The organism is Pseudomonas sp. CFBP13508, from assembly GCF_005233515.1.
GTDB lineage: Bacteria > Pseudomonadota > Gammaproteobacteria > Pseudomonadales > Pseudomonadaceae > Aquipseudomonas > Aquipseudomonas mercuritolerans.
The window spans coordinates 241,147-264,692 of the sequence record NZ_QFZZ01000002.1 but is presented as its reverse complement, the minus strand read 5'-3'; the positions used below and the strand labels follow the sequence as shown (position 1 = coordinate 264,692).

Sequence of the window (23,546 nt, the reverse complement as noted above, 5' to 3'; positions counted from 1 at the left end):
TGTTGCTGATTACGGTTCCGCCCTTACGGCGGGTCACCTTTTTCAAACGCCAAAAAGGTAACCCAAAACGCTTGCTCCTGCGTTCGGCCCTCGCAGGCTCGGGTTCCTTCGCTGCGGGATCGATCCGGACGCAGCGGCTACGGTTTGCTTCGCTGCACCTCCTTCCGCTGTGTCTGGCTGCGCCAGACGGTCGCTGCGCTCCCACGCCCGGATCAATCCCTCCACTCAGCCTTCCGACGTCGCCCGTAGATCAAAAGCACTCGAGCTTGCGCTCATTGTTGAGTGGGGCGGCTTCGCCGCGGCAGCTGCGCTGCTTTGCTTTTGCTTTTGTGGGAGCGAGCCTGCTCGCGAAGGCGGCCTGGCGGCCGACCTGGTCTTGAGGTAACACTCGATCCAACTGTAGGAGCTGCCGAAGGCTGCGATCTTTTGATCTGGCTTTTGCTTTTGTTTTGGCTTTTGATCCGGCTCTTGATCTTTTGCCCCTTCGGCAGGCTTCGTTACGGGATCGATCCGGGTGTGGGAGCGCAGCGACCGTACGACGCAGTCGTACACAGCGGAAGGAGGTGCAGCGAAGCAAACCGTAGCCGCTGCGCCCGGATCGGTCCCGTAACGAAGGTACCCCGAGCTTTAGCGAGCGGGCCGTACGCCGGGGCAAAGCCTTTTGGGTTACCTTTTTGGCGTCTGAAAAAGGTGACTCGCTGTAAGAGCGAAACCGCCAGCGGCAACACCCGCAGCAACGGATATACACCCAAAACCTCAAGAGCCCGGTCGGCCCAAAGGCCGCCAAGGCCCTTCAAAAAACAAAACCCCCAACAAACCTGAAGTCTGTCGGGGGTTTTCTTTTGCCTTGAGATTTCAGGCGTCTCGCAACGCCTGATCTCAGCTCAGTTTATTGGCAAGCTTCGCAATCCGGCTCGTCAATCGCGCAGGCCTTTGGCACTGGCGCCGGACCTGCCGGAGCGGCCAGGACCGAATCGTCGCCGTGGTTGCCGCCGCTGGAAACAGCGTTCAGCTTACCGGTGTTGATGGTCGACTTCTCGGTGCTGGTCGCGGCCAGGGCACGGAGGTAGTAGGTGGTTTTCAGACCACGGTACCAGGCCATGCGGTAGGTCACGTCGAGCTTCTTGCCCGATGCGCCGGCGATGTACAGGTTCAGCGACTGGGCCTGGTCGATCCACTTCTGACGACGGCTGGCGGCGTCAACGATCCACTTGGTGTCCACTTCGAACGCGGTCGCGTAGAGCTCTTTGAGTTCTTGCGGGATTCGCTCGATCTGCTGCACCGAACCGTCGTAGTACTTCAGGTCGTTGATCATGACCGAGTCCCACAGACCGCGAGCCTTCAGGTCGCGAACCAGGTACGGGTTGATCACGGTGAATTCGCCCGACAGGTTCGATTTCACGTACAGGTTCTGGTAAGTCGGTTCGATCGACTGCGAAACGCCAGTGATGTTGGCGATGGTCGCGGTCGGTGCGATGGCCATGATGTTCGAGTTACGGATGCCTTTCTGTACACGGGCGCGAACCGGTGCCCAGTCGAGGGTTTCCTTCAGGTCGACGTCGATGTACTTCTCGCCACGCTGTTCGATCAGGATCTGTTGCGAATCCAGTGGCAGGATGCCCTTGGACCACAGCGAACCGTTGAACGTCTCGTAGGCGCCGCGCTCGTCGGCCAGGTCGCAGGAAGCCTGGATCGCGTAGTAGCTGACCGCTTCCATCGACTTGTCGGCGAACTCGACGGCAGCGTCGGAGCCGTAGGCGATGTGCTGCAGGTACAGCGCGTCCTGGAAGCCCATGATGCCAAGACCGACCGGACGGTGGCGGAAGTTGGAGTTCTTCGCTTGCGGCACCGAGTAGTAGTTGATGTCGATCACGTTATCGAGCATGCGCACGGCGGTGTTCACTGTGCGTTGCAGCTTGGCGGTATCGAGCTTGCCGTCGACGATGTGGTTCGGCAGGTTGATCGAGCCCAGGTTGCAAACGGCGATTTCGTCCTTGTTGGTGTTCAAGGTGATCTCGGTGCACAGGTTCGAGCTGTGGACCACGCCGACGTGCTGCTGCGGGCTGCGCAGGTTGCACGGGTCTTTGAAAGTCAGCCATGGGTGGCCGGTTTCGAAGAGCATGGACAGCATCTTGCGCCACAGGTCTTTGGCCTGGATGGTCTTGAACAGCTTGACCTTGCCCGGGTACTCGGTCAGCGCTTCGTAGTACTCGTAGCGCTCTTCGAAGGCTTTACCGGTCAGGTCGTGCAGGTCAGGTACTTCGGATGGCGAGAACAGGGTCCACTTGCCGTCATCGAAGACACGCTTCATGAACAGGTCAGGGATCCAGTTGGCGGTATTCATGTCGTGGGTACGACGACGATCGTCACCGGTGTTCTTGCGCAGCTCGATGAACTCTTCGATGTCCATGTGCCAGGTTTCCAGGTAGGCACACACAGCGCCTTTGCGCTTGCCACCTTGGTTCACGGCCACAGCGGTGTCGTTCACTACTTTGAGGAACGGCACCACGCCTTGCGACTTGCCGTTGGTGCCCTTGATGTACGAACCCAGCGCACGAACAGGCGTCCAGTCGTTGCCCAGGCCGCCGGCAAATTTCGACAGCATGGCGTTGTCGTGGATCGCGTGATAGATGCCCGACAGGTCATCCGGCACGGTGGTCAGGTAGCAGCTCGACAGCTGTGGACGCAGGGTACCGGCGTTGAACAGGGTCGGGGTCGAAGCCATGTAGTCGAACGAGGACAGCAGGTTGTAGAACTCGATCGCACGGTCTTCTTTCTGCTTCTCTTCGATCGCAAGGCCCATGGCCACGCGCATGAAGAAGATCTGCGGCAGTTCGAAACGCACGCCATCCTTGTGGATGAAGTAGCGGTCGTACAGGGTCTGCAGGCCCAGGTAGGTGAATTGCTGATCGCGCTCGTGGTTGATCGCCTTGCCCAGTTTTTCCAGGTCGAAGGTGGCCAGCACAGGGTTCAGCAGTTCGAACTCGATACCTTTGGCGATGTAGGCCGGCAGTGCCTTGGCGTACAGGTCGGCCATTTCGTGATGGGTGGCGCTTTCGGCGACTTCGAGGAAGTTCAGGCCTTCGGCACGCAGGGTGTCCATCAGCAGGCGGGCGGTGACGAACGAGTAGTTCGGCTCGCGCTCGACCAGGGTACGGGCGGTCATCACCAGGGCGGTGTTGACGTCGGTCAGGGCCACGCCGTCGTACAGGTTCTTCAGGGTTTCGCGCTGGATCAGGTCGCCATCGACTTCTTCCAGGCCTTCGCACGCTTCGGTGACGATGGTGTTCAAGCGACCCATGTCCAGCGGCGCCAGGCTGCCGTCGGCGCGGGTGATGCGGATCGACGGATGCGCGTTGACGGCTTCTTCGGCCGGAGCGTGAGCAGCGCGTTCTTTCGAACGGCCGTCACGGTAGATCACGTAGTCGCGTGCAACTTTCTGCTCGCCGGCACGCATCAGGGCCAGTTCGACCTGGTCCTGGATTTCTTCGATGTGGATAGTGCCGCCCGACGGCATGCGACGCTTGAAGGTCGCGGTGACCTGTTCGGTCAGGCGCGCAACGGTGTCGTGGATTCGCGACGAGGCGGCAGCGGTGCCGCCTTCAACTGCGAGGAACGCTTTGGTGATAGCGACGGTGATCTTGTCATCGGTGTAAGGAACGACAGTGCCATTACGCTTGATCACGCGCAGCTGGCCAGGCGCGGTGGCTGCCAGATCCGAAGTCGAATCGGCGGCCTGCGGCAAGGTGCCCTGCGGGTTCTCGCGAGTTGTGTCGGTTTGCATGGGGGGTGGTCTCCACATTCTCTATGTTTGTTTGGCACCGTCATGGTGCTCACCGTTCTGTACCGAAGCACTGCAACCGACGGGCGTCGGCATTACAAACTTCGGAACAGTAGGAAAAAGGCTGCAACGCCGCGTCCTTGCCGAAGTTTTGGTCGCAAGCACAAGCTCGCTACCGGATTCCTTCGCGGGTGGCAGTCATGACTGCAACACCCATACCGTTTCGTCCGTTTCGGACCAAATAAAACGGTGCCATCCGCCAGTGCGGTTTGGGCTTGTAAAAACTCGCTTGTTCTACCGGAAACTGGCCATAAAGCACTTGAGTTTCAGGTCTGAAATGTGGTTGGGCGTTTTAGGTGAAAACCCTATATGTAGGGTCTCTGTTTTCGCCGTGCTACAAGATAATGCGTTTCAGGGGGGGATTGCAACGTACTACCTGTGGATAAGCCTGTGCGTAATTTGTGTAAGAAACAGGGAAAACGCGTGTAGGCCGCGAACCTGCTGAGCCAGACCGTTTGTCACTGTTTTTTTGCCTGGAAAAACGCTTCAGCGGTTTTTTAAGGGCGCGAACCCTATCACAGAATTCCGCCTTGTCCGAACGCATTTACCGACTTGTTTTCCGGGTGAGCGGCGTTTATACAATCGCTGGGTGCATGGGCATTTTTATCCTCCTGAAACATGACAGATGATCGGGAGGACTCCTGTAGGAGCTGACGAGTGCAACGAGGCTGCGATCTTTTGATCTTGCTCTTGAAAACCACAATCAAAAGATCGCAGCCTCGTTTCACTCGTCAGCTCCTACAGGGGCCGCGTTCATTCAGCACAGCCTTCTCATATCAATAAAAACAGCAAGCAGAGGTCACCGGTGGAGCAACAAAACTGGCAGGTATTGATCGTCGAGGATGACCAGCGACTGGCCGAGCTCACCCGCGATTACCTGCAAGCCAATGGCCTGCGCGTGGAGATCGAAGGCAACGGTGCGCTGGCGGCGGCGCGGATCATCAAGGAGCAACCCGACCTGGTGATCCTCGATCTGATGCTGCCCGGCGAGGATGGCCTGAGCATCTGCCGCAAAGTGCGCAGCCAGTATGACGGGCCGATCCTGATGCTCACCGCGCGCACCGACGATGCCGATCAGATCCACGGCCTCGACCTCGGTGCCGACGACTATGTGTGCAAACCGGTGCGCCCGCGCTTGTTGCTGGCGCGCATCCAGGCATTGCTGCGTCGCAGTGACACACCAGAGCCGGTCGCGGAAAAATCCCGGCGGTTGCAATTCGGTCCGCTGGTGGTCGACAACGCGTTACGCGAAGCCTGGCTGAGCGACAACGGCATCGAGCTGACCAGCGCCGAGTTCGACCTGCTCTGGCTGCTGGTGTCCAATGCCGGGCGGATTCTTTCCCGGGAAGAAATTTTCACCGCATTGCGCGGCATCGGCTACGACGGCCAAGACCGTTCGATCGACGTGCGCATCTCGCGCATCCGCCCGAAAATCGGTGACGACCCCGACCATCCGCGCCTGATCAAGACCATCCGCAGCAAAGGCTATCTGTTCGTCCCTGAAGCCTGCGCAGACCTGGCGCTGTGAATTCGATCTTCCTGCGCATCTACGGCGGCATGTGCGCCGCGCTGATTCTGGTGGCGGTGCTCGGCGTGCTGGCGCTTAACCTGCTCAATCAGGTGCGCAGCGAGCAATACCGCGAGCGCCTGGCCCACGGCACTTTTTCGCTGATGGCCGACAATCTGCAACCGATGAACCAGACCGAGCGCCATCGCGCGCTCCTGGTGTGGGAGCGGCTGCTCGGTATACCGCTGACGCTGAAGAAATTCTCTGAAACCGACCTCGATCTGGCCCAGCGCACCCGTGTGCTGCGCGGTCAGGCGCTGGTCGAGCAGACCGGGCCACATGCGGCCAAGGTCTATCGGCTGATCAGCGAAAAAGAGCAAATGATGCTAGTGGGCGAGGTACAGCAAATCAGCGAGCAACTGGCGCGGGCGACCATCTATCTGCTGGCCGATGAACTGGTGCGGGTACCGGTCGGCGAACAGCCCAAGCGTCTGGCGCAGATAAAGCAGGAAAAAGGCTTCGGCTTCGATCTGCGTCTGGTCACGGTAAATGACGCCGACATGGACGAAGACCAGAGTCGCCGCGTGGCCGAGGGCGATACGGTGATGGCACTGGGCAAGGGTGGCGATTCGATTCGCGTGTTTGCCGGTATGGTCGGCACGCCGTGGGTGCTGGAAATCGGCCCGCTGTATCAGATGAATCCGTACCCGCCGGAATGGCTGGTACTGATTGCCGCGCTGGGCCTGACCCTGATCGGCCTTATCGTTTATCTGTTGGTGCGTCAGCTCGAGCGACGTTTGCGCGGCCTCGAAGCGGCGGCCACGCGGATCGCCAAGGGCAGCCTGGAAACCCGCGTGCCAGCGCGCGGTGCCGACTCGGTCGGGCGGCTGGCGTTGGCGTTCAATGGCATGGCCGAGCATTTGCAGCAACTGCTGGCGATCCAGCGTGAACTGGTGCGCGCGGTGTCCCATGAACTGCGTACGCCGGTGGCGCGGCTGCGTTTCGGTCTGGAGATGATCGGTACGGCGACCACCCCGCAGGCGCTGGAGAAATACCGCGAAGGCATGGATCACGACATCGAAGACCTCGATAAGCTGGTCGACGAAATGCTCACTTACGCACGACTGGAGCAAGGCTCACCGGCGCTGACCTTCCAGCGCATCGACCTGGATGCGCTGGTCAATCAGGTGATCGAAGAATTGGCGCCGCTGCGCGCCGAGGTCACGGTACAGCGCGGTTTGTGTCTGTCATCGGCCGACAACGACGGCGCCTGGGTCGAGGCCGAGCCGCGTTATCTGCATCGGGCGCTGCAGAATCTGGTGGGCAACGCGATGCGCCATGCGCATTCACAAGTGACGGTGAGTTATCAGGTCGGCCAGTTGCGTTGCCGGATCGACGTCGAGGATGACGGGCCGGGGGTGCCGGAAGTGGCGTGGGAGCGGATCTTCACGCCGTTTCTGCGCCTCGACGACAGCCGCACGCGGGCCTCGGGCGGGCATGGTCTGGGGTTGTCGATTGTGCGGCGGATCATTCACTGGCACGACGGCCGCGCGATCATTGGCAAGAGCAAGAGTCTGGGTGGGGCGTGTTTCAGTCTGAGCTGGCCGAGGAATCAGGAGCGCCGCTGAGATGCGGGATACCGCCTTCGCGAGCAGGCTCGCTCCCACATTTGAAATGCAATCCCCTGTGGGAGCGAGCCTGCTCGCGAAGGCGCCATAACAGGCAATGCAAAACTTCAGGCCTGAATACTGACCAGACTCAACAACTGCCCATCCTGCACTGCAAACTGCGCCTCCAGCTCCGATCCGTTGCGCCATTCGCAGGACAGATCCGTCAACAACCGCAGCCTGACCTGACCCGCCGCAGTCCATTCCAGCACTTCGGCATGCTCGAAATAAAAGCGCTGCTGCACGATCGGGTACAGCGCCTTGAACAAACTCTCTTTGACCGAAAACGTCAGGGTCACCCGCAGCGCCAGTTGCTCCTGAGAACCCGCCGCCATGCGCTGCAATTCCGCCGGGGTGAGAATTTCCCCGGCCAGCCTTTCGGCGCGCTCGTGGCTCAACAGGTTTTCCAGATCCATGCCCAAGCCACGCCAGTGTTGCTTGTTGGCGACGATTGCTGCCGCACGGCCGGTGCTGTGGGTGATCGAGCCGCAGATATGCGCCGGCCACACCGGGGCGCGGTCTTCGCCAATCGGCGGGACGATATTCAGGCCTTCGAGTTGGTGCAGCGCGGCACGGGCGCAAATGCGTCCTGCAAGAAACTCGGCCTGACGCTTGGCCACCGAACGCTGGATGCTCGGTGGCGCCAGCACAGCGCTGCGCTGAAAGTCATCGCCGAGCAGGCGTGCCGGGTCGAAGTGGGTACTGAGCAGCACGGTATCGGCCAGGACCGTCGGCAACGGCCAATGGCCGTCGAGCGCAGTGCAGCAGGCGGGCAGGGCGGGGGTGGTATGCATGGCGGGCATTTTGCCGGTTAGTCGGGGCGAGGTCGAGATCGGCGGTGAAGCCTTCGCGAGCAGGCTCGCTCCCACAGGGGATCTCCTGTGCGACAGGGATCCAATGTGGGAGCGAGCCTGCTCGCGGAAGGCCGCGCCTCGGTCGCTACTGACTCAGCCGAAAATCTTCTTGAAGAACGCCTGCATATCCGCCCAGGATTTTTCATCTGCCGCCTTGTTGTAAGCAATATCCGGCCCGCCATGCTCGCCATGGCTCAAACGATCGGCATCCGGATTGCTGAAACCATGCTTGGCGCCATCCAGACTGACGAACCGGTAATCCGCCCCGGCCTTATCCATCTCCGACTTGAACGCGGTGACGTGGTCCTGAGTGACCATGCTGTCCAGCGCGCCGTGCTCGACGAGGATTTTCGCCTTCACACTGCCCGGAGTCGCCGGGGTCTTGGTTGCCAGCGCGCCATGGAAACTCACCACACCGGCCAGCGGCACACCCTGACGCGCGGCATTCAGCACCACGCCGCCACCGAAGCAATAGCCGATGGCGGCGATTTTGTTCGGGTCGGTCTGCTTTTGCTTCTTCAACAGATCGAGTCCGGCGGCGAAGCGTTTACTGGCGGCATCGGCGTCCTTGGTCGCTGCCTGCATGAAGGCCATGGCGTCTTTCGGGTGCTCGGTGTTCTTGCCGTCGCCGTACATATCGATGGCCAGCGCGCTGTAGCCGAGTTCGGCAAGATCCCGCGCGCGGCGCTTGGCGTAATCGTTCAGCCCCCACCATTCGTGAACCACGACAACGCCGGGGCGTGGGCCTTTGATCGCGTCGTCATAGGCGTAGTAGCCGATCAGTTGGCTGCCGTCGGCGCTTTGGTAGGGAATTTCTTCAGTCTTGATCGCAGCCTGGGTGAAGCTGCTGACTGCCAGCAAAGTGAGGGCGAGGAACAGGCGCATGGTCGGGTCTCCTTGATGAAAGTGGTCAGAACAGCCTAGTCGATCTGGTTCAGGTCAGGTTCAGAGACGGTTCAGGGGCCGTACAGGGGTGGCTCAGTAATCTTGCGTCATACCCAAACAGCACTGTGAAAGAGGAAATACCCATGACTCGTTTAAACAAATTGCTGCTGGCTTTTACCCTGTTAGGCTCCAGCATCGCGGCCAACGCCGACGACACCAGCAACTTCGCCGGCCTGACGTTCGGCCAGACCAGCGACAAGATCGACAAGTCCCATGCGCTCAACAACAATCTCGGCAACCCCAACGTTACCGGGGCCATCGACGGCAACAACACCTACGGCTTGCGCCTCGGTCAGCAAAACAGCCAGGGCCGCTACTACGCCACTTACGACAACGTTTCCGGCTCGCACAATGGCGTTAAACTGCGCCAGGAAAACCTGCTCGGCAGCTATGACCTGTTCTACCCGGTGGGCGGCAGCACCAAGTTGTTCGGTGGCGCCACGGCCGGTCTGACCAAGCTGACGCAGGATTCGCCAGGCTTCAGCCGTGACAGCGACATCGGTTACGCCATCGGTGGCCAGGTGGGTGTGTTGCAGCAAGTTTCGCAGAACACCTCGATAGAACTCGGTTACCGTTACCTGCGCAGCAACGCCAGCACCGAAATGAAAGATAGCGGCGGCAGCAAACAGGGCTCGCTGGACTTGACCAGCAGCGCGCAGACCTATCTGTCGGCCAACTACTATTTCTAAGCGGTTGCCGTCGATTGAATGTGGGAGCGAGCCTGCTCGCGAAAGGTGTATCAGCCGACACTTGCTTGGCTGATCCACCGCTTTCGCGAGCAGGCTCGCTCCCACAGGTTGTGTCTGGAGTGTTCAAGTGATGGGGAGAAAGGCATGAAACTGTTGGTCGTCGAAGACGAGGCGCTGTTGCGTCATCACCTGCAAACCCGCCTGACGGAAAGCGGTCACGTGGTCGAGTCCGTGGCCAATGCCGAGGAGGCGCTGTACCAGACCGGCCAGTACAACTTCGATCTGGCGGTGATTGATCTCGGCCTGCCGGGCATGGGCGGCCTCGACCTGATCCGCCAGTTGCGCTCGGGCGGCAAGACCTTCCCGATCCTGATCCTCACCGCGCGCGGCAACTGGCAGGACAAGGTCGAAGGACTCGCCGCCGGTGCCGACGATTACGTGGTCAAGCCGTTCCAGTTCGAAGAACTCGACGCACGCCTGAACGCATTGCTGCGCCGCTCCAGCGGCTTCACCCAGTCGACCATCGTTGCCGGGCCGTTGCTGCTCGACCTCAATCGCAAACAGGCCAGCCTCGATGAACAACCGCTGGCGCTGACCGCTTACGAATACCGCATCCTCGAATACCTCATGCGCCATCACCAGCAAGTGGTGCCCAAGGATCGCTTGATGGAGCAGCTGTATCCGGATGACGACGAGCGCGATCCGAATGTCATCGAAGTGCTGGTCGGCCGTCTGCGCCGCAAGCTCGAAGGCCCGGCTGGGTTCAAACCGATCGACACCGTGCGCGGCCTTGGCTACCTGTTCAATGAGCGCTGCACTTGATCCGTTCCCTTCGCGTTCGCTTGATGCTCGCCGCCACCACGTTGGCGGTGTTGTTCATGCTTGCCTTGCTGCCGGCGATGCAGGGCGCCTTCAGCCTTGCCTTGCAGGACTCGATCGAGCAACGCCTGGCCTCCGACGTCACCACATTGATCTCCGCCGCGCGGGTGGAAAACGGTCGGCTGGTGATGCCGTCGCAATTGCCCGACGAGCGCTTCAACCTCACCGATTTCCGTTTGCTCGGCTATATCTACGACCGCGACGGCAAACTGGTGTGGCGCTCGAAGGCCACCCAGGAAGAACAGATCAACTACAAACCGCGTTACGACGGCCTCGGTAACGAGTTCGCGCGGATTCGTGAAGCCAGCGGTCAGGAGTTCTTCGTCTACGACGTCGAAGTCAAATTGCTCGGCGGCAAGAGCGCAGCGTTCAGCATCGTCGCTCTGCAACCGGTTCGCGAATACGAAACCACCCTCGAAGGCCTGCGCGAAAACCTCTATCTGGGCTTCGGCGCGGCATTGCTGGTTTTGCTGGCGTTGTTATGGATCGGCCTGACCTGGGGCCTCAAGGCCTTGCGCCGCTTGAGCCAGGAACTCGACGAGATCGAAAGCGGCACCCGCGAAAGCCTGACGGAAAAGCACCCGCGTGAACTGCTGCGCCTGACCGGCTCGCTCAACCGCTTGCTGCTCAGCGAACGCCAGCAACGCAGCCGCTACCGCGATTCTCTCGACGACCTCGCCCACAGCCTGAAGACCCCATTGGCGGTGCTGCAAGGCGTCAGCGAAGACATGGCCCAGCGCCCCGACGACCGTGATCAAGCCTGGGTCCTGCAAAGCCAGATCGAACGCATGAGCCAGCAGATCGGCTACCAACTGCAGCGGGCCAGCCTGCGCAAAAGCGGTCTGGTGCGCCATCAGGTGCGCCTGCAACCGGTGCTCAAAAGCCTGTGCGACACGCTGGACAAGGTCTACCGCGACAAACACGTGCGCGTGACCTTTGATCTGCCCGAGCATTGCTATGTACCGATCGAACAGGGCGCCCTGCTGGAAATGCTCGGCAACCTGCTGGAAAACGCCTATCGCCTGTGCCTCGGCGAAGTGCGGGTCAGCGTGCGCGAGTCCTTGGCCGGGATCGAATTGTGCGTCGAGGACGATGGCCCGGGTGTTCCACTCGATCAGCGTGCGCGGATTCTCGAACGCGGTGAACGCCTGGACGCCCAGCATCCGGGGCAGGGCATCGGGCTGGCGGTGGTCAAGGACATCATCGAAAGCTACAACGCGCGTTTGGCTTTGGGCGATTCACCGATGGGCGGGGCGGCGTTCAGGATTCATTTTCCGGCGGTGTAAAGGTTGGCAGTGCCAGCCTCTTCGCGAGCAGGCTCGCTCCCACCTTGGAGCTGTGGTGTTAACAGAGCCCCTGTAGAAGCCAGCTTGCTGGCGCCGCCGTCGGTGCGGTCAACACATAGAAACCGCCGACCGCGCCCTCGACCAGTACTTCAAACCACCCTCGCCACATGACGCCCGCAAACCCAGCACGATCTACCTCGTCGATCCCGACATCGATAACTAAACCATTGGTAAACGCCTGCGAGTCGTTCGCCTGGGTGAGTGTGATTCAATGATTTCGCCGGCCCTCTGGGCGTGCCATATCGCAACACGACATGGGGATTGCGCGGGTTGCGATGCTGAGGGAACTGGGCGGTGAGTCGGGTACTGGATAATGTGGATCCACCTGGTTGAGCACGGTTCTCGAAATCCTTACACACCTAGGGCGCGGGGCTTCGGCCCTAGCCATAACGGCTGATACAACAGTACCGTTCGTCGTAAACCCTTTTGACCTGTCAGACCTGACAGTATCCCCTTGGCTTCGCCGGGTGTTTGATGAGCTACATCCAGGCCGACGTTCGTTGGCCTAATCGACAGGGAAGGTGCGTCATGAAAGGCGATCAGTCAAACGGCGGTGTGCTGGCCAATTATCCGATCAAATTCGCCGGTGCCACCCCGGACGTCATTGTCAGCCCCGCGCCTCCCGCAGGAGTGCCGGTGGAGGGGTTGCCACAGGCGAGCTTCCGGGAGGTGAACAGCCGCGACGGTAGCCGTGAAGGCGCGGTGCAAGGGGTGGTCGATCCTCCCTTGGGTGGCAGTTATCTGAATATTGCGCTTTACATGAAAAGCTCCTGGGATACGCAGCCGCAGTTGATCGAGCGCAAGCCGGTGCCACCTACCCAGCAGAATGATCCGGTGTATTTCGACGTCTATCAGTCGTTGCTCCGCGACGGTGTGCATGTTTTCACCTATGAAGTGGAGCGAGTAAGCGGCAACACTGGGCCGTCCATCGAGTCGTGGGCGCTGTATCATCGTGACCTTCCCGGCGGCAACGATGTGCCCGGCACGGGCGACCATCCTGACCTGGCGATCAGCCTGCCGGCTGAGTTGGGTGACCCGCCGCATATCGGCAAGGAAGAAGCGGATCGAGGTGTTGCGGTGACGGTGTCTTACCCGTTTATGAGGGCATACGATCGGATCACCCTTGAGCTCAATCGCGAACGTTTTCCCTTTACCGTACAACCCGGTCAGCAAGGCATCCCTTTTGTAATGACCGTAACCCGAGACATGTTTGAACAGGCCGGCAATAATGCGCAGTTTCCCATCTCATACACCGTGGTCGATCAGGTGAACAATCCGACGGATAAACGGCGCTGGTCGAAAGTGATCGAGGCGGATGTCAATTCGCAGCGCGTCACCTTGGAAAAACCGATTTTGCGTGAAAACCTCGATGATTCCAGTGATGATCCAAATATCATTGATCGTGACAAGTTGGGTGGTCGGCCACTGTATGTGGTTGTTCTGGCGGACAAAGCGCCTTATCAATTGAACGATGACGTTGTAGTAACGTATATCTCGAGTCAACCTAGCGCTGAATTTTCCGTACTTGGCAAGGTTGAGAGAGACAGTTTGGGCCGCCTGCAGTCCCTCATTGAGGTCCCCAATGTGCAGGTGATTTCGGGCAGTCAGATTTCTGTTTCATTTGAATTGAAAAGGGATGGGCAAACCATCGGCGCCTCCCTACCTGCCCTTGCGCGGGTCGTTGGTGGCGTTGGAGTTGAAGATTGGGAGAGTGAGGCTCCAAGAGCATTGCCGAACAATAGCCCTACACGATTGAAGAGCGGGCTCACGGTCATCCCGACCGGTGCAAATATCACTCAAGCGGCTTATATCACTGTTGCGGATCAAAGCGGTTACGGCAGCAAGTATTTGGTTTCCGGTTCGAATATCTCGGTTCGGTTTGAGCTGGGGGATATCGCTAATTTCATCAGCTTTGCATATGGACAATCGCAAAACCCAAGCAATACTGTCGTTTTCTTTGATACGGAACATGTTGAAATAGAGCGCCAGTTTCTCACTGAGGGCTTCCTGGCACTCTGTGTTTATAGAGGAACACGACCTTGTGCCTCCTTCGAGGTGAGGGTCTCAGATCCTGGACCGGATCACGGCATAGTGATCGACAAAATAGAATGGCGATTCAATCAGGGGTAATCCCACTGTTCCTGCGCCCGATAAGCCCCCGGTGTCAGCCCTGTCCATTTTTTGAACGCCCGGTGAAACGCCGATGGCTCGGAAAATCCGAGCTGCTCGGCAATCTGCTGCAACGACAAATCCGCCCGCCCCAGATGGTAGATGGCGATATCCCGCCGCAGCTGATCCTTGAGCTCCTGAAAACTCGTGCCATCCTCACGCAAATGCCGCCGCAAGGTTTGCGGGCTGATATGCAGATGCGCCGCGACACCGTCCAGATCAGGCCAGTGCGCAGCGTCGCGGCTGAGCAAGCGGCGCAGGCGGCTGCTCAGGCTGTCGCCGTCGTCCGGGCGTGAGAGCAGGTCGGCGGGGGAGCGTTCGAGAAAATGCTTGAGCGTGCGTTCGTCCTGCAACAGCGGCATGGCCAGATAGCGACTGTGAAACAGCAGGCTGCTTTGCTCGGCATCAAAGGTCAGCGGGCAGGGGAACAGCAGGTCATATTCGCTGCCGTGCGCGGGGCGCGGATAGCTGAAGGTTGCCTGGTCAAGGCGTATCCGCTGGCCGATCAGCCAACTGCCGAGGCGGTGCCAGATCACCAACAGACTCTCGCTGAGAAAATGATCCGGGTCCCACCACTGCGCGTCGTCCAGGCTCAAACGCACCCAGTCGTCTTCGCGACGCAGGGTCAGGCGTGGGGCGTCGGGGAACAGGCTGTAGAACAACAAGCCACGTTGCAGAGCCTTCTCCAGGTTGCGGCAGTGAATCGAGGCGTGGCACATCATGGCGAAGCTGCCGGGCTTGCTCGGGGCGTTACCGAAACCCAGGTATTCGTCGTCCAGCGCCAGCCACAAGCCCTGAATCAGCCGGGTGAACTGCTCAGGAGCAATGCGCGCGCGGGGCTCGTCGAGCAATTCCGCGCTGATCCCAAGTTGCTGCAACAGGCCTGAATAATCCAGGCCGCGCCGGCGTGCACCGCCAAGGGCGGCACGGGCGAAATGGCTGGCGATGGTGCGTTCGCGCATAAGCGGCAATCCTTGTTCAGGCACCGATCGTAACGGCGGGCAGGCAACGCAACAAGGCGGATTTCCGCCAAATTGCAGGACACTGAGCGCTCAGTTGGCGGAAATCCGCCATGCCCCAAGTCACTGATTGGTGACAGGAAAATCCCGCAGGCCCTGATATCAAAAGGCTTGCTGCCATTCGCACCAATCTGGCACGACGTTTGCGATACAAGCGACAGAAGCGTGCATTTCTCCCCGCCGGAGAGATGCCGTTCCAACAACAAATCCCTCCAGTGCAGGAGGGTTCGCAATTAAGGTTCAGCGCTCGACAGATGGATGTTGCCGCTGGACGCTTGAGGAAACCTGCAATGACGACTCGTCAGCCACTGTACAAATCCCTGTATTTCCAGGTGATCGTTGCCATCGCTATCGGCATCCTGCTTGGTCACTTCTATCCGCAGACCGGTGTGGCCCTCAAGCCACTGGGTGACGGCTTCATCAAGCTGATCAAAATGGTCATCGCCCCTATCATCTTCTGTACTGTTGTCAGCGGCATCGCCGGCATGCAGAACATGAAATCGGTAGGCAAGACCGGCGGCTACGCGCTGTTGTACTTCGAAATCGTTTCCACCATTGCCCTGCTGATCGGTCTGGTCGTGGTCAACGTTGTGCAACCGGGCGCCGGCATGCACATCGACGTCACCACCCTCGACGCCTCGAAAATCGCCACCTACGTGACGGCCAGTAAAGACCAGAGCATTGTCGGTTTCCTCCTCAATGTGATCCCGAACACCATCGTCGGCGCGTTCGCCACCGGTGACATCCTGCAAGTGCTGATGTTCTCGGTGATCTTCGGCTACGCCCTGCATCGCCTCGGCTCGTACGGCCGTCCGCTGCTGGACATGATCGATCGCTTCGCCCACGTGATGTTCAACATCATCAACATGATCATGAAACTGGCGCCACTGGGTGCGTTCGGTGCCATGGCGTTCACCATCGGTGCCTACGGTGTCGGCTCGCTGGTGCAACTGGGCCAGTTGATGATCTGCTTCTACATCACCTGCGTCCTGTTCGTCGTGCTGGTGCTGGGTGCGATCTGCCGGGCTCACGGTTTCAGCGTGTTCAAACTGGTGCGTTACATCCGTGAAGAGCTGTTGATCGTACTGGGTACGTCCTCGTCGGAATCGGCATTGCCACGCATGCTGATCAAGATGGAGCGTCTGGGCGCGAAGAAATCGGTTGTTGGTCTGGTGATCCCGACCGGTTACTCGTTCAACCTCGACGGTACTTCGATCTACCTGACCATGGCCGCCGTGTTCATCGCCCAGGCGACCGATACGCACATGGACATCACCCACCAGATCACTCTGCTGCTGGTACTGCTGCTGTCCTCCAAAGGCGCGGCGGGTGTGACCGGTTCGGGCTTCATCGTTCTGGCCGCGACACTGTCGGCGGTAGGTCACCTGCCGGTTGCCGGTCTGGCGCTGATCCTCGGTATCGACCGCTTCATGTCCGAAGCCCGCGCACTGACCAACCTGGTCGGTAACGCTGTTGCGACCATCGTTGTGGCCAAGTGGGTCAAGGAACTGGACACCGATCAACTGCAAACCGAGCTGGCTTCTGGCGGTCGCGGTATTTCCGACGAGCGTGAAGAAGATGACCTGGGTGTGGCTGAAGGCCCAACCCCGAGCAATGTGAAGTAAGCATCGCTTGCACAGAAAAACCCGCTTCGGCGGGTTTTTTCTTGTCTGCGATTTGAGCGCGCGATTAAACGCAGCGTTTGAGCGTAACGGTCACACCTGCTGACATTTGCGGTGATTGCCGCATCGACAATGGCTGCCTAGGCTGAGTGCATCGCCCAAGGAGTTCGCTCATGTCCGCACCGCTGGCCTCATTGAAGATTCTCGATTTCTCCACCTTGTTGCCGGGGCCGTTCGCCTCGTTGCTGCTGGCGGACATGGGCGCCGAGGTGCTGCGCATCGAATCGCCAACCCGTATGGATCTGCTGCGGGTGCTGCCGCCGCATGATGGCGGGGTCTCGGCCAGCCACGCTTATCTGAACCGCAACAAGCGCAGTCTGGCGCTGGATCTCAAACAGCCCGAAGCGTTGGAGATTATCAAGCAACTGCTGGGCGAGTACGACATCGTCCTCGAGCAGTTTCGCCCCGGGGTGATGGAGCGTCTGGGCCTGGGTTATGAAGCGTTGAAAGCGATCAATCCAAAGCTGATTTATGTGTCGATCAGCGGTTACGGCCAGACCGGGCCGTACAAGGAACGCGCCGGGCATGACATCAACTATCTCGCGCTGGCCGGGCTTGCCAGCTATACCGGGCGCGCCGACAGCGGGCCGTTGCCGTTGGGCATGCAGGTGGCGGACGTGGCGGGCGGCTCGCTACACGGAGTGATCGGCTTGCTGGCAGCGGTGATTGCCCGCCAGCAAACCGGGCAGGGCACCCATCTGGATGTGAGCATGACCGATTGCGCGTTCAGCCTGAACGCCATGGCCGGCGCGGGTTATCTGGCCTGCGGCGTGGAACCGGGTCGGGAAGACCAGATGCTCAATGGCGGCAGCTTTTACGATTATTACCGCACCCGGGATGGGCGCTGGATGTCGGTGGGGAGTCTGGAGCCAGCGTTCATGCAGCACTTGTGCACGGCGCTGGGCCGGCCGGAACTGGCGGCGCAAGGGTTGTCGCCCAGGCCTGAGCAACAACAGGCCTTGAAAGAGGCGTTGCGCGTCGAGTTCGAACGGCATGATTTTGCAGAACTGTGTGAGTTGTTCGCCGGGGTAGATGCCTGTGTCGAGCCGGTGTTGAGTTTGGGCGAGGCGCTGCGCCATCCGCAAATGCAGGCGCGGAAGCTGGTGACCCAGGTACCGCGCGGCGATGGCACGACGCAGGCGCAGATGGCCTGTCCGTTGAAATTCTCTCAAGCATTGCCGACGCCAAGGCATGTTGGCGCGGGGTTGGGGCAGCATACGGATGAGGTGTTGGGGGAGTTGGGGTTGAGTGCTGAGCGGATCGCCGAGTTGCGTTCGGCCAAGGTGATTCTGTAGCGCTCATGCCGCCGCCTTCGCGAGCAGGCTCGCTCCCACATTGAAATGCATTCCCCTGTGGGAGAATTGCCGAGTTGCGTTCGGCCAAGGTGATTCTGTAGCGCTCATGCCGCCGCCTTCGCGAGCAGGCTCGCTCCCACATTGAAATGCATTCCCCTGTGGGAGCGAGCCTGCTCGCGAAGGGGCCAGTCAGGGCACCGCAGAACTGACTATTCCACCCGCATCTCACCACTGAACACCAGCGTACTGCGGCAGCGCCGGCACAGATACCGCCGCCCTTGCCGCACCAGGCCATGGCGCTGGGCGGTAAACGGGAAATCACTGTCGGGGCACGGGCATTTGTAGATATAGCGGGTCACGCTGCGCCGCTTGATTTCATAGGTGTGGCAGCGGTCCGGCGGCAGTTCGTAGACGCCGCGCATGATCAGTTGCCACTCCTCGCCATGGGGCTGGATGCGGTCGCCGAACAGTTGATGAGCGATCAGGTGAGCGACTTCGTGTGCCACGGTCTGCTTGAGGAAGTGCTCGGTGTTTTCCCGGTACAGCTGCGGATTGAAGCGCAGCAGGTTCTCGTGCAGATGCGCGACACCGGCTTTCTGCCCGCGCAGCTTGAGGCTGACGACGGGGCGTTTGAAGGAGCGTTTGAAAAAGGATTCAGCGAGTTGGTAACAATCTTCGACGCGGGTATTGAGTTGCTCGGGCATGCTTGATGGATCTCCAGAGACGCCGAGTATGCCGCAACCCCGGCGACTTGCGAATCGCTGACCTGCCGAATGGTCGTCGCCCAACGAGAAGGCCGCCTTGCGGCGGCCTGTATTGGCAGATGTTGTTTTTCTCAGGCAGGAAACAGGTCAGTTGGTATAGACCGGGCCGACACCCAGGCCCCAGACAATCACGGTGAACGCCATGATCGCCACCAGCACCACCAGGCCGACGGCAAGCACCGAGCTGGAAAACAGGAAACCTTCATCCGAAGGGATGTTCATGAAAGTCGGCAGGCCGACATACAACAGATACACCGTGTAGCAGATGGCCGCTGTGCCGACGATCATCCCCAGCCACATGTGCGGATACAGCGCCGCCAGACCGCCGACAAACAAAGGTGTCGCCGTGTAAGTGGCAAACGCCACGCAACGGGCCAGGCTTGGATTGGCGTCATAGGTGCGGGCCATCCAGTGCACGAAGGCGCCCATCACCGCGACCCCGCCGAGCATCGCCAGGTACGACATGATGGTCATCCACAAGGCGCTTTCGAACGTGAGCATCACCGGCGCGCGATTGCCGATCACCCAGCCGACCTGGGTAGTGCCGATAAACGCCGAGACAGCGGGGATCGCCGCCAGAATCAGCGTGTGCGTCAGGTACATGTGGCTGATGCTTTCCTCTTGGTCGCCACGGATCTCCTTCCATTCCTGATCGGGGTGGGTAAACAGTCCCACTACGTGATGGATCATGCCATTCACTCCTCTTGTCATTGCCATCGCCCCCCAACGGAGCGCCTACGGGCCAAGATGGCCGAGCAAATACAGGTCTTCAGATGTGTGCGACCTTATGTCGCAGTATAGAAAGGACTCCAGCGCACCGGTATGCCGGGCTTAGAGCAAATCGCGCTGTAAACGGGATGGATAATCGCCTCGGGGTCTTGCGGGGAAGGAATTTTTGGGGTTGAAACACTTTTGTGGCGAGGGGATTCATCCCCGTTCGGCTTGCGCAGCAGCCGCCAGGCCATTCAGCGCGCAGTGTCAGGCATTACGAGTTCTCGGGTTTTGGGGCTGCTTCGCAACCCAGCGGGGATAAATCCCCTCGCCACAGATGCTTCGCGCTACCGGGGTTTTTGCGTAAAATGCCGGCCTTTCGTCACACCTCACGGATTTCGCGTCATGGGCACTCTTACGGTCAACCAGAACAAACTGCAAAAGCGCCTGCGCCGCCTGGCCGGCGAAGCGGTCGCCGATTTCAACATGATCGAAGACGGCGACAAGGTCATGGTCTGCCTGTCCGGGGGCAAGGACAGCTACACCATGCTTGACGTGCTGATGCACCTGCAGAAGGTTGCACCGATCAAGTTCGACATCGTCGCGGTGAACATGGACCAGAAACAGCCGGGCTTTCCCGAGCACGTGCTGCCGGCCTACCTGAAAGAACTGGGCATCGAGTATCACATCGTCGAGAAAGACACTTACTCGGTGGTCAAGGAACTGGTGCCGGAAGGCAAGACCACCTGTTCGCTGTGCTCGCGCCTGCGTCGCGGCACGCTGTACACCTTCGCTGACGAAATCGGCGCGACGAAAATGGCCCTCGGTCATCACCGCGACGACATCGTCGAAACGTTCTTCCTCAACATGTTCTTCAACGGCACCCTGAAAGCGATGCCGCCGAAGCTGCGCGCCGACGATGGCCGCAACGTGGTGATCCGCCCGCTGGCGTACTGCAACGAGAAGGACATTCAGGCCTACTCGGACTTGAAGCAATTCCCGATCATCCCGTGCAACCTCTGCGGCTCGCAGGAAAACCTGCAGCGCCAGGTGGTCAAGGAAATGCTCCAGGACTGGGACCGCAAGACCCCGGGCCGCACCGAATCGATTTTCCGCAGCCTGCAGAACGTGGTGCCGTCGCAACTGGCCGACCGCAACCTGTTCGACTTCACCAGCCTGAAGATCGACGAGACCGCGGCTTCGCGTTTCGTCAATGTCGTCAATCTGTAAACCCACCCTGTAGAAGCAGGACCTGTGGTTGAGGGGATTCATCCCCGCTGGGACGCGAAGCGGCCCCAAAATCTCGGGGTCTGCTGCGCAGCCCAGCGGGGATGAATCCCCTCGCCACAGGGGCCTGCTTCTACAGGTGTTATTCATTTCCAAACCTCAGGAGAGGGCATGCGCGATTACAAGTGGCTGCACGAATACTGTCTGAACCGTTTCGGTTCGGCGGCTGAACTGGAAGCCCATCTGCCCGTTCCCAAGACCCCCGCACAACTGCGCAAGATCCGCGACGACCGCTACCTCTCGACCATGGCCCTGCGGGTTTTTCGCGCCGGGCTCAAGCACAGCCTGGTCGACGCCAAGTGGCCGGCGTTCGAAGAGGTGTTCTTCAAGTTCGATCCGGAAAAAGTCGTGCTGATGAGCGCCGAACACCTCGAGCGGCTGATGCAGGACGCACGGATCATCCGTCACCTCGGCAAACTGAAAAGCGTGCCGCGCAATGCGCAGTTCATCCTCGATGTGGAAAAGGACAAGGGCAGCTTCGGCGCGCTGATCGCCGACTGGCCAGTGACCGATATCGTCGGCCTGTGGACCTACCTGAAAAAGCACGGCCACCAACTCGGCGGGCTGTCGGCGCCGCGCTTTTTGCGCATGGTCGGCAAGGACACGTTCGTGCCGAGCTACGACGTGGTCGCGGCGCTGAATGCACAGAAGATCGTCGACAAAGTGCCGACCAGCCAGCGTGATCTGGCGACGGTGCAAAACGCGTTCAACCAATGGCACGAACAGAGCGGCGGACGGCCGATGAGCCAGATTTCGATGATGCTCGCCTATACCGTCAACCATTAAAACCGCGTCGCTGCATTCGCGAGCAGGCTCGCTCCCACATCTGGAATGCATTCCCCTGTGGGAGCGAGCCTGCTCGCGAAAGCGATCGGTCAGGCGACGCTGATCTCGCCTTCACCCGCCAATTTGCGATTCAACTGATAGCGCCAGCGCACATACAACAGCGCCGAGCAGAACACCGCCAGGCTCGCGGCCATTTCCAGCACGCCGAACAGCTGCCGGTTGGGGTCGTATGCCGCCAGGGCGCCTTTGATGAAATACAGGTTCACCACAAAACACATCCACGAATGGCCACGGGCGCTGCCCATGATCATCGCCGGGGCGAGCACCAGCCACGGGATCAGCTCGACCAGCAGAATCACCCAAGGCCGCGCGCCATGCAGGTCGGCGAACACCAGGTAATAAACAGCGAGCAAACCGGCGAGGGCGAAAAAGCTCAGCAGGCTGAGCACGCGCATCGCCGTCACCCGTGGCTCAAGCCACTCTATCGAGGGCAGGACTTTCGGCTTCTTCGCCATCAGCCCACCAGCTTCTGCGCGGTTTTCGCCAGCCGCAGACCGAGTGCGCGACACAGCGCCACTTCATGCTGATCAAGACCGTTCTTGCCGTCGGCACCGGCGTGATGGCTGGCCCCGTACGGCGTGCCGCCACCTTCGGTTTCGAGCAGCGCCGATTCGCTGTAGGGCAGGCCGGTGATCAACATGCCGTGATGCAACAGCGGCAACATCATCGACAACAGCGTGGTTTCCTGACCGCCGTGCAGGCTGGCGGTGGAGGTGAACACGCCGGCCGGTTTGCCGACCAGCGCGCCAGTCAGCCAGAGGTTGCTGGTGCCGTCGAGGAAGTACTTGAGCGGCGCGGCCATGTTGCCGAAACGCGTCGGACTGCCCAAGGCGAGGCCGGCGCAGTTCTTCAAATCGTCGAGGCTGGCGTAGAGCGCGCCTTCATCGGGAATGTCTGCCGCCACCGCTTCGCACTCTGTGGAAATCGCCGGCACCGTACGCAAACGCGCCTCCATTCCGGCCTGCTCGACGCCACGGGCGATTTGCCGGGCCATCTCGTTGGTCGAACCGCTGCGGCTGTAATAAAGAACCAGAATGTACGGCGTGCTCATGGCAACAACTCCAGCACGTTTTCCGGTGGGCGACCGATGACGGCCTTGTCGCCGACTTCCAGAATCGGCCGCTCCATGAGTTTCGGGTGTGCGGCGATGGCGTCGATCAGGTGCTGCTCGCTGAGGCTGGCGTCGGCCAGGTTCAGGGTTTTGTATTCCTCTTCACCGCTGCGCAGCAGCTGCCGCGCGCTGATCCCGAGCTTGCCGAGCAGGGCCTTGATCTGCGTGGCGCTGAGCGGCGTTTCCAGGTAGCGCACGACAGTCGGATGCACGCCGCGGGCTTCGAGCAGTTCCAGTGCGCCGCGGGATTTCGAGCAGCGCGGATTGTGATAAAGCGTCAGATCGGTCATGGCGGGTCGCTTCTGGCGTAAAGTGGCGGCTATTCTAACTGTGCGGCGCGCAATCCAGAACCGTCAGAGGCGATGGGTCGCAGGCGCTTTCGAATTTTCACAAGGAACACGACATGACACGGCGATTGGCAGCGGCATTGACGATTCTCGGGGCGTTGATGCTGGGGGGCTGCGGCAATGATTACGGGATCGACCAGAACGGCCAGAAGGTCGCGTCCGAACGTCTGGACAAACAATGGGTGGTGCTTAACTACTGGGCCGAATGGTGTGGCCCGTGCCGCACGGAAATTCCCGAGCTGAATCATTTGGCTGATGAGCTCAAGAGCAAGAATGTCGGGGTGTTCGGGGTCAACTTCGACAACGTGCAGGGCGCGGAGCTGAAAGAAGCCAGCGAAAAGCTTGGCATCAAGTTCACCGTGCTCGCGCAGGATCCCGCCGAGCTGTTCGACCTGCCGCGCAGTGAGGCGCTGCCGGTGACCTTCATCATTGATGACAAGGGCAAGGTGCGTGAACAGTTGCTCGGTGAGCAGACGGCGGCGGGGGTAATGGCGAAGCTGGAGGCGTTGCAGGCTACGAAGTAAACCGCCAGAAGCCCCTCACCCCAGCCCTCTCCCGGGGGAGAGGGGGCCGACCGAGGTGTCTTT

General features: G+C 60.1%; 20 protein-coding genes. 11 read left to right on the top strand and 9 right to left on the bottom strand.

From position 1 onward, the window contains the following. Positions 1-889 precede the first annotated feature (889 nt). Complete coding sequence (locus PspCFBP13508_RS05710; RefSeq protein WP_130909866.1) at positions 890-3,784, bottom strand: ribonucleoside-diphosphate reductase subunit alpha; 2,895 nt, start codon at positions 3,782-3,784, stop codon at positions 890-892. 862 nt (positions 3,785-4,646) lie between these two features. Between PspCFBP13508_RS05710 and PspCFBP13508_RS05705 the strand changes: the two genes are divergently transcribed. Both PspCFBP13508_RS05705 and PspCFBP13508_RS05700 read left to right on the top strand, forming a co-directional pair. Continuing rightward, on the top strand, positions 4,647-5,369 hold the full coding sequence (locus PspCFBP13508_RS05705; RefSeq protein ID WP_137213934.1) for a response regulator: 723 nt from the start codon (positions 4,647-4,649) through the stop codon (positions 5,367-5,369). Then, a complete protein-coding gene (locus PspCFBP13508_RS05700; RefSeq protein ID WP_137213933.1) occupies positions 5,366-6,976 on the top strand; it encodes an ATP-binding protein in 1,611 nt (536 codons plus the stop codon). The genes PspCFBP13508_RS05705 and PspCFBP13508_RS05700 overlap by 4 nt, the downstream gene beginning before the upstream one ends. A gap of 107 nt (positions 6,977-7,083) precedes the next feature. On the opposite strand, the gene PspCFBP13508_RS05695 is transcribed toward PspCFBP13508_RS05700, so the two are convergent. Both PspCFBP13508_RS05695 and PspCFBP13508_RS05690 read right to left on the bottom strand, forming a co-directional pair. Beyond that, entirely contained in the window at positions 7,084-7,809 is a 726-nt protein-coding gene (locus tag PspCFBP13508_RS05695) for a 4'-phosphopantetheinyl transferase superfamily protein (protein WP_137213932.1), read from the bottom strand. 153 nt (positions 7,810-7,962) lie between these two features. Continuing rightward, the gene (locus tag PspCFBP13508_RS05690; protein ID WP_137213931.1) at positions 7,963-8,754 is read right to left on the bottom strand and encodes a dienelactone hydrolase family protein; all 792 of its coding nucleotides are present in this window, start codon (positions 8,752-8,754) and stop codon (positions 7,963-7,965) included. A gap of 143 nt (positions 8,755-8,897) precedes the next feature. Here PspCFBP13508_RS05690 and PspCFBP13508_RS05685 point away from each other — a divergent pair, with 143 nt between their 5' ends. The 4 genes from PspCFBP13508_RS05685 to PspCFBP13508_RS05665 all read left to right on the top strand — a co-directional run bounded on the left by PspCFBP13508_RS05685 (position 8,898) and on the right by PspCFBP13508_RS05665 (position 13,858). Next, positions 8,898-9,503 (top strand): porin family protein, encoded by a 606-nt coding sequence (locus PspCFBP13508_RS05685; RefSeq protein ID WP_137213930.1) that lies wholly within the window; start codon positions 8,898-8,900, stop codon positions 9,501-9,503. A 144-nt stretch (positions 9,504-9,647) separates the two neighbouring features. Continuing rightward, positions 9,648-10,325, top strand: coding sequence for a response regulator transcription factor (locus PspCFBP13508_RS05675; protein WP_016773623.1), 678 nt, complete (start codon positions 9,648-9,650; stop codon positions 10,323-10,325). Beyond that, on the top strand, positions 10,322-11,668 hold the full coding sequence (locus PspCFBP13508_RS05670) for an ATP-binding protein (protein WP_137213929.1): 1,347 nt from the start codon (positions 10,322-10,324) through the stop codon (positions 11,666-11,668). Before PspCFBP13508_RS05675 ends, PspCFBP13508_RS05670 begins: the two co-directional genes overlap by 4 nt. A gap of 588 nt (positions 11,669-12,256) precedes the next feature. Then, complete coding sequence (locus PspCFBP13508_RS05665) at positions 12,257-13,858, top strand: hypothetical protein (RefSeq protein WP_137213928.1); 1,602 nt, start codon at positions 12,257-12,259, stop codon at positions 13,856-13,858. Here PspCFBP13508_RS05665 and PspCFBP13508_RS05660 read toward each other — a convergent pair. Beyond that, a complete protein-coding gene (locus PspCFBP13508_RS05660) occupies positions 13,849-14,859 on the bottom strand; it encodes an AraC family transcriptional regulator (protein ID WP_137213927.1) in 1,011 nt (336 codons plus the stop codon). The two genes, PspCFBP13508_RS05665 and PspCFBP13508_RS05660, sit on opposite strands and share 10 nt — an antisense overlap. 347 nt (positions 14,860-15,206) lie before the next feature. On the opposite strand from PspCFBP13508_RS05660, the gene PspCFBP13508_RS05655 reads away from it, so the two are divergent. Continuing rightward, a complete protein-coding gene (locus PspCFBP13508_RS05655) occupies positions 15,207-16,541 on the top strand; it encodes a dicarboxylate/amino acid:cation symporter (RefSeq protein WP_024013978.1) in 1,335 nt (444 codons plus the stop codon). 170 nt (positions 16,542-16,711) lie between these two features. After that, positions 16,712-17,893 (top strand): CaiB/BaiF CoA-transferase family protein, encoded by a 1,182-nt coding sequence (locus tag PspCFBP13508_RS05650; RefSeq protein ID WP_137213926.1) that lies wholly within the window; start codon positions 16,712-16,714, stop codon positions 17,891-17,893. A gap of 209 nt (positions 17,894-18,102) precedes the next feature. Here PspCFBP13508_RS05650 and PspCFBP13508_RS05645 read toward each other — a convergent pair whose 3' ends face one another. Next, entirely contained in the window at positions 18,103-18,597 is a 495-nt protein-coding gene (locus PspCFBP13508_RS05645; RefSeq protein WP_024013976.1) for a SprT family zinc-dependent metalloprotease, read from the bottom strand. Positions 18,598-18,744: 147 nt separating this feature from the next. After that, on the bottom strand, positions 18,745-19,347 hold the full coding sequence (locus PspCFBP13508_RS05640) for a Yip1 family protein (RefSeq protein ID WP_016773629.1): 603 nt from the start codon (positions 19,345-19,347) through the stop codon (positions 18,745-18,747). 426 nt (positions 19,348-19,773) lie between these two features. On the opposite strand from PspCFBP13508_RS05640, the gene ttcA reads away from it, so the two are divergent. Beyond that, complete coding sequence (gene ttcA, locus PspCFBP13508_RS05635) at positions 19,774-20,598, top strand: tRNA 2-thiocytidine(32) synthetase TtcA (RefSeq protein ID WP_024013975.1); 825 nt, start codon at positions 19,774-19,776, stop codon at positions 20,596-20,598. A gap of 168 nt (positions 20,599-20,766) precedes the next feature. Further along, entirely contained in the window at positions 20,767-21,441 is a 675-nt protein-coding gene (locus PspCFBP13508_RS05630; protein WP_016773632.1) for a DNA-3-methyladenine glycosylase I, read from the top strand. Between the two features lie 89 nt (positions 21,442-21,530). On the opposite strand, the gene PspCFBP13508_RS05625 is transcribed toward PspCFBP13508_RS05630, so the two are convergent. Genes PspCFBP13508_RS05625 through arsC form a run of 3 tightly spaced genes read right to left on the bottom strand, consistent with a single transcriptional unit; the run spans position 21,531 to position 22,902 of the window. Further along, entirely contained in the window at positions 21,531-21,956 is a 426-nt protein-coding gene (locus PspCFBP13508_RS05625; RefSeq protein ID WP_137213925.1) for a DUF2069 domain-containing protein, read from the bottom strand. Continuing rightward, on the bottom strand, positions 21,956-22,552 hold the full coding sequence (gene wrbA / locus PspCFBP13508_RS05620; protein WP_137213924.1) for an NAD(P)H:quinone oxidoreductase: 597 nt from the start codon (positions 22,550-22,552) through the stop codon (positions 21,956-21,958). The genes PspCFBP13508_RS05625 and wrbA overlap by 1 nt, the downstream gene beginning before the upstream one ends. Next, positions 22,549-22,902: an arsenate reductase (glutaredoxin) gene (gene arsC, locus PspCFBP13508_RS05615; RefSeq protein WP_137213923.1), complete on the bottom strand. Its 354-nt coding sequence runs from the start codon at positions 22,900-22,902 to the stop codon at positions 22,549-22,551. The genes wrbA and arsC overlap by 4 nt, the downstream gene beginning before the upstream one ends. Before the next feature lie 113 nt (positions 22,903-23,015). Between arsC and PspCFBP13508_RS05610 the strand changes: the two genes are divergently transcribed. Continuing rightward, on the top strand, positions 23,016-23,483 hold the full coding sequence (locus PspCFBP13508_RS05610; protein ID WP_095181582.1) for a TlpA disulfide reductase family protein: 468 nt from the start codon (positions 23,016-23,018) through the stop codon (positions 23,481-23,483). Positions 23,484-23,546: the final 63 nt, after the last annotated feature.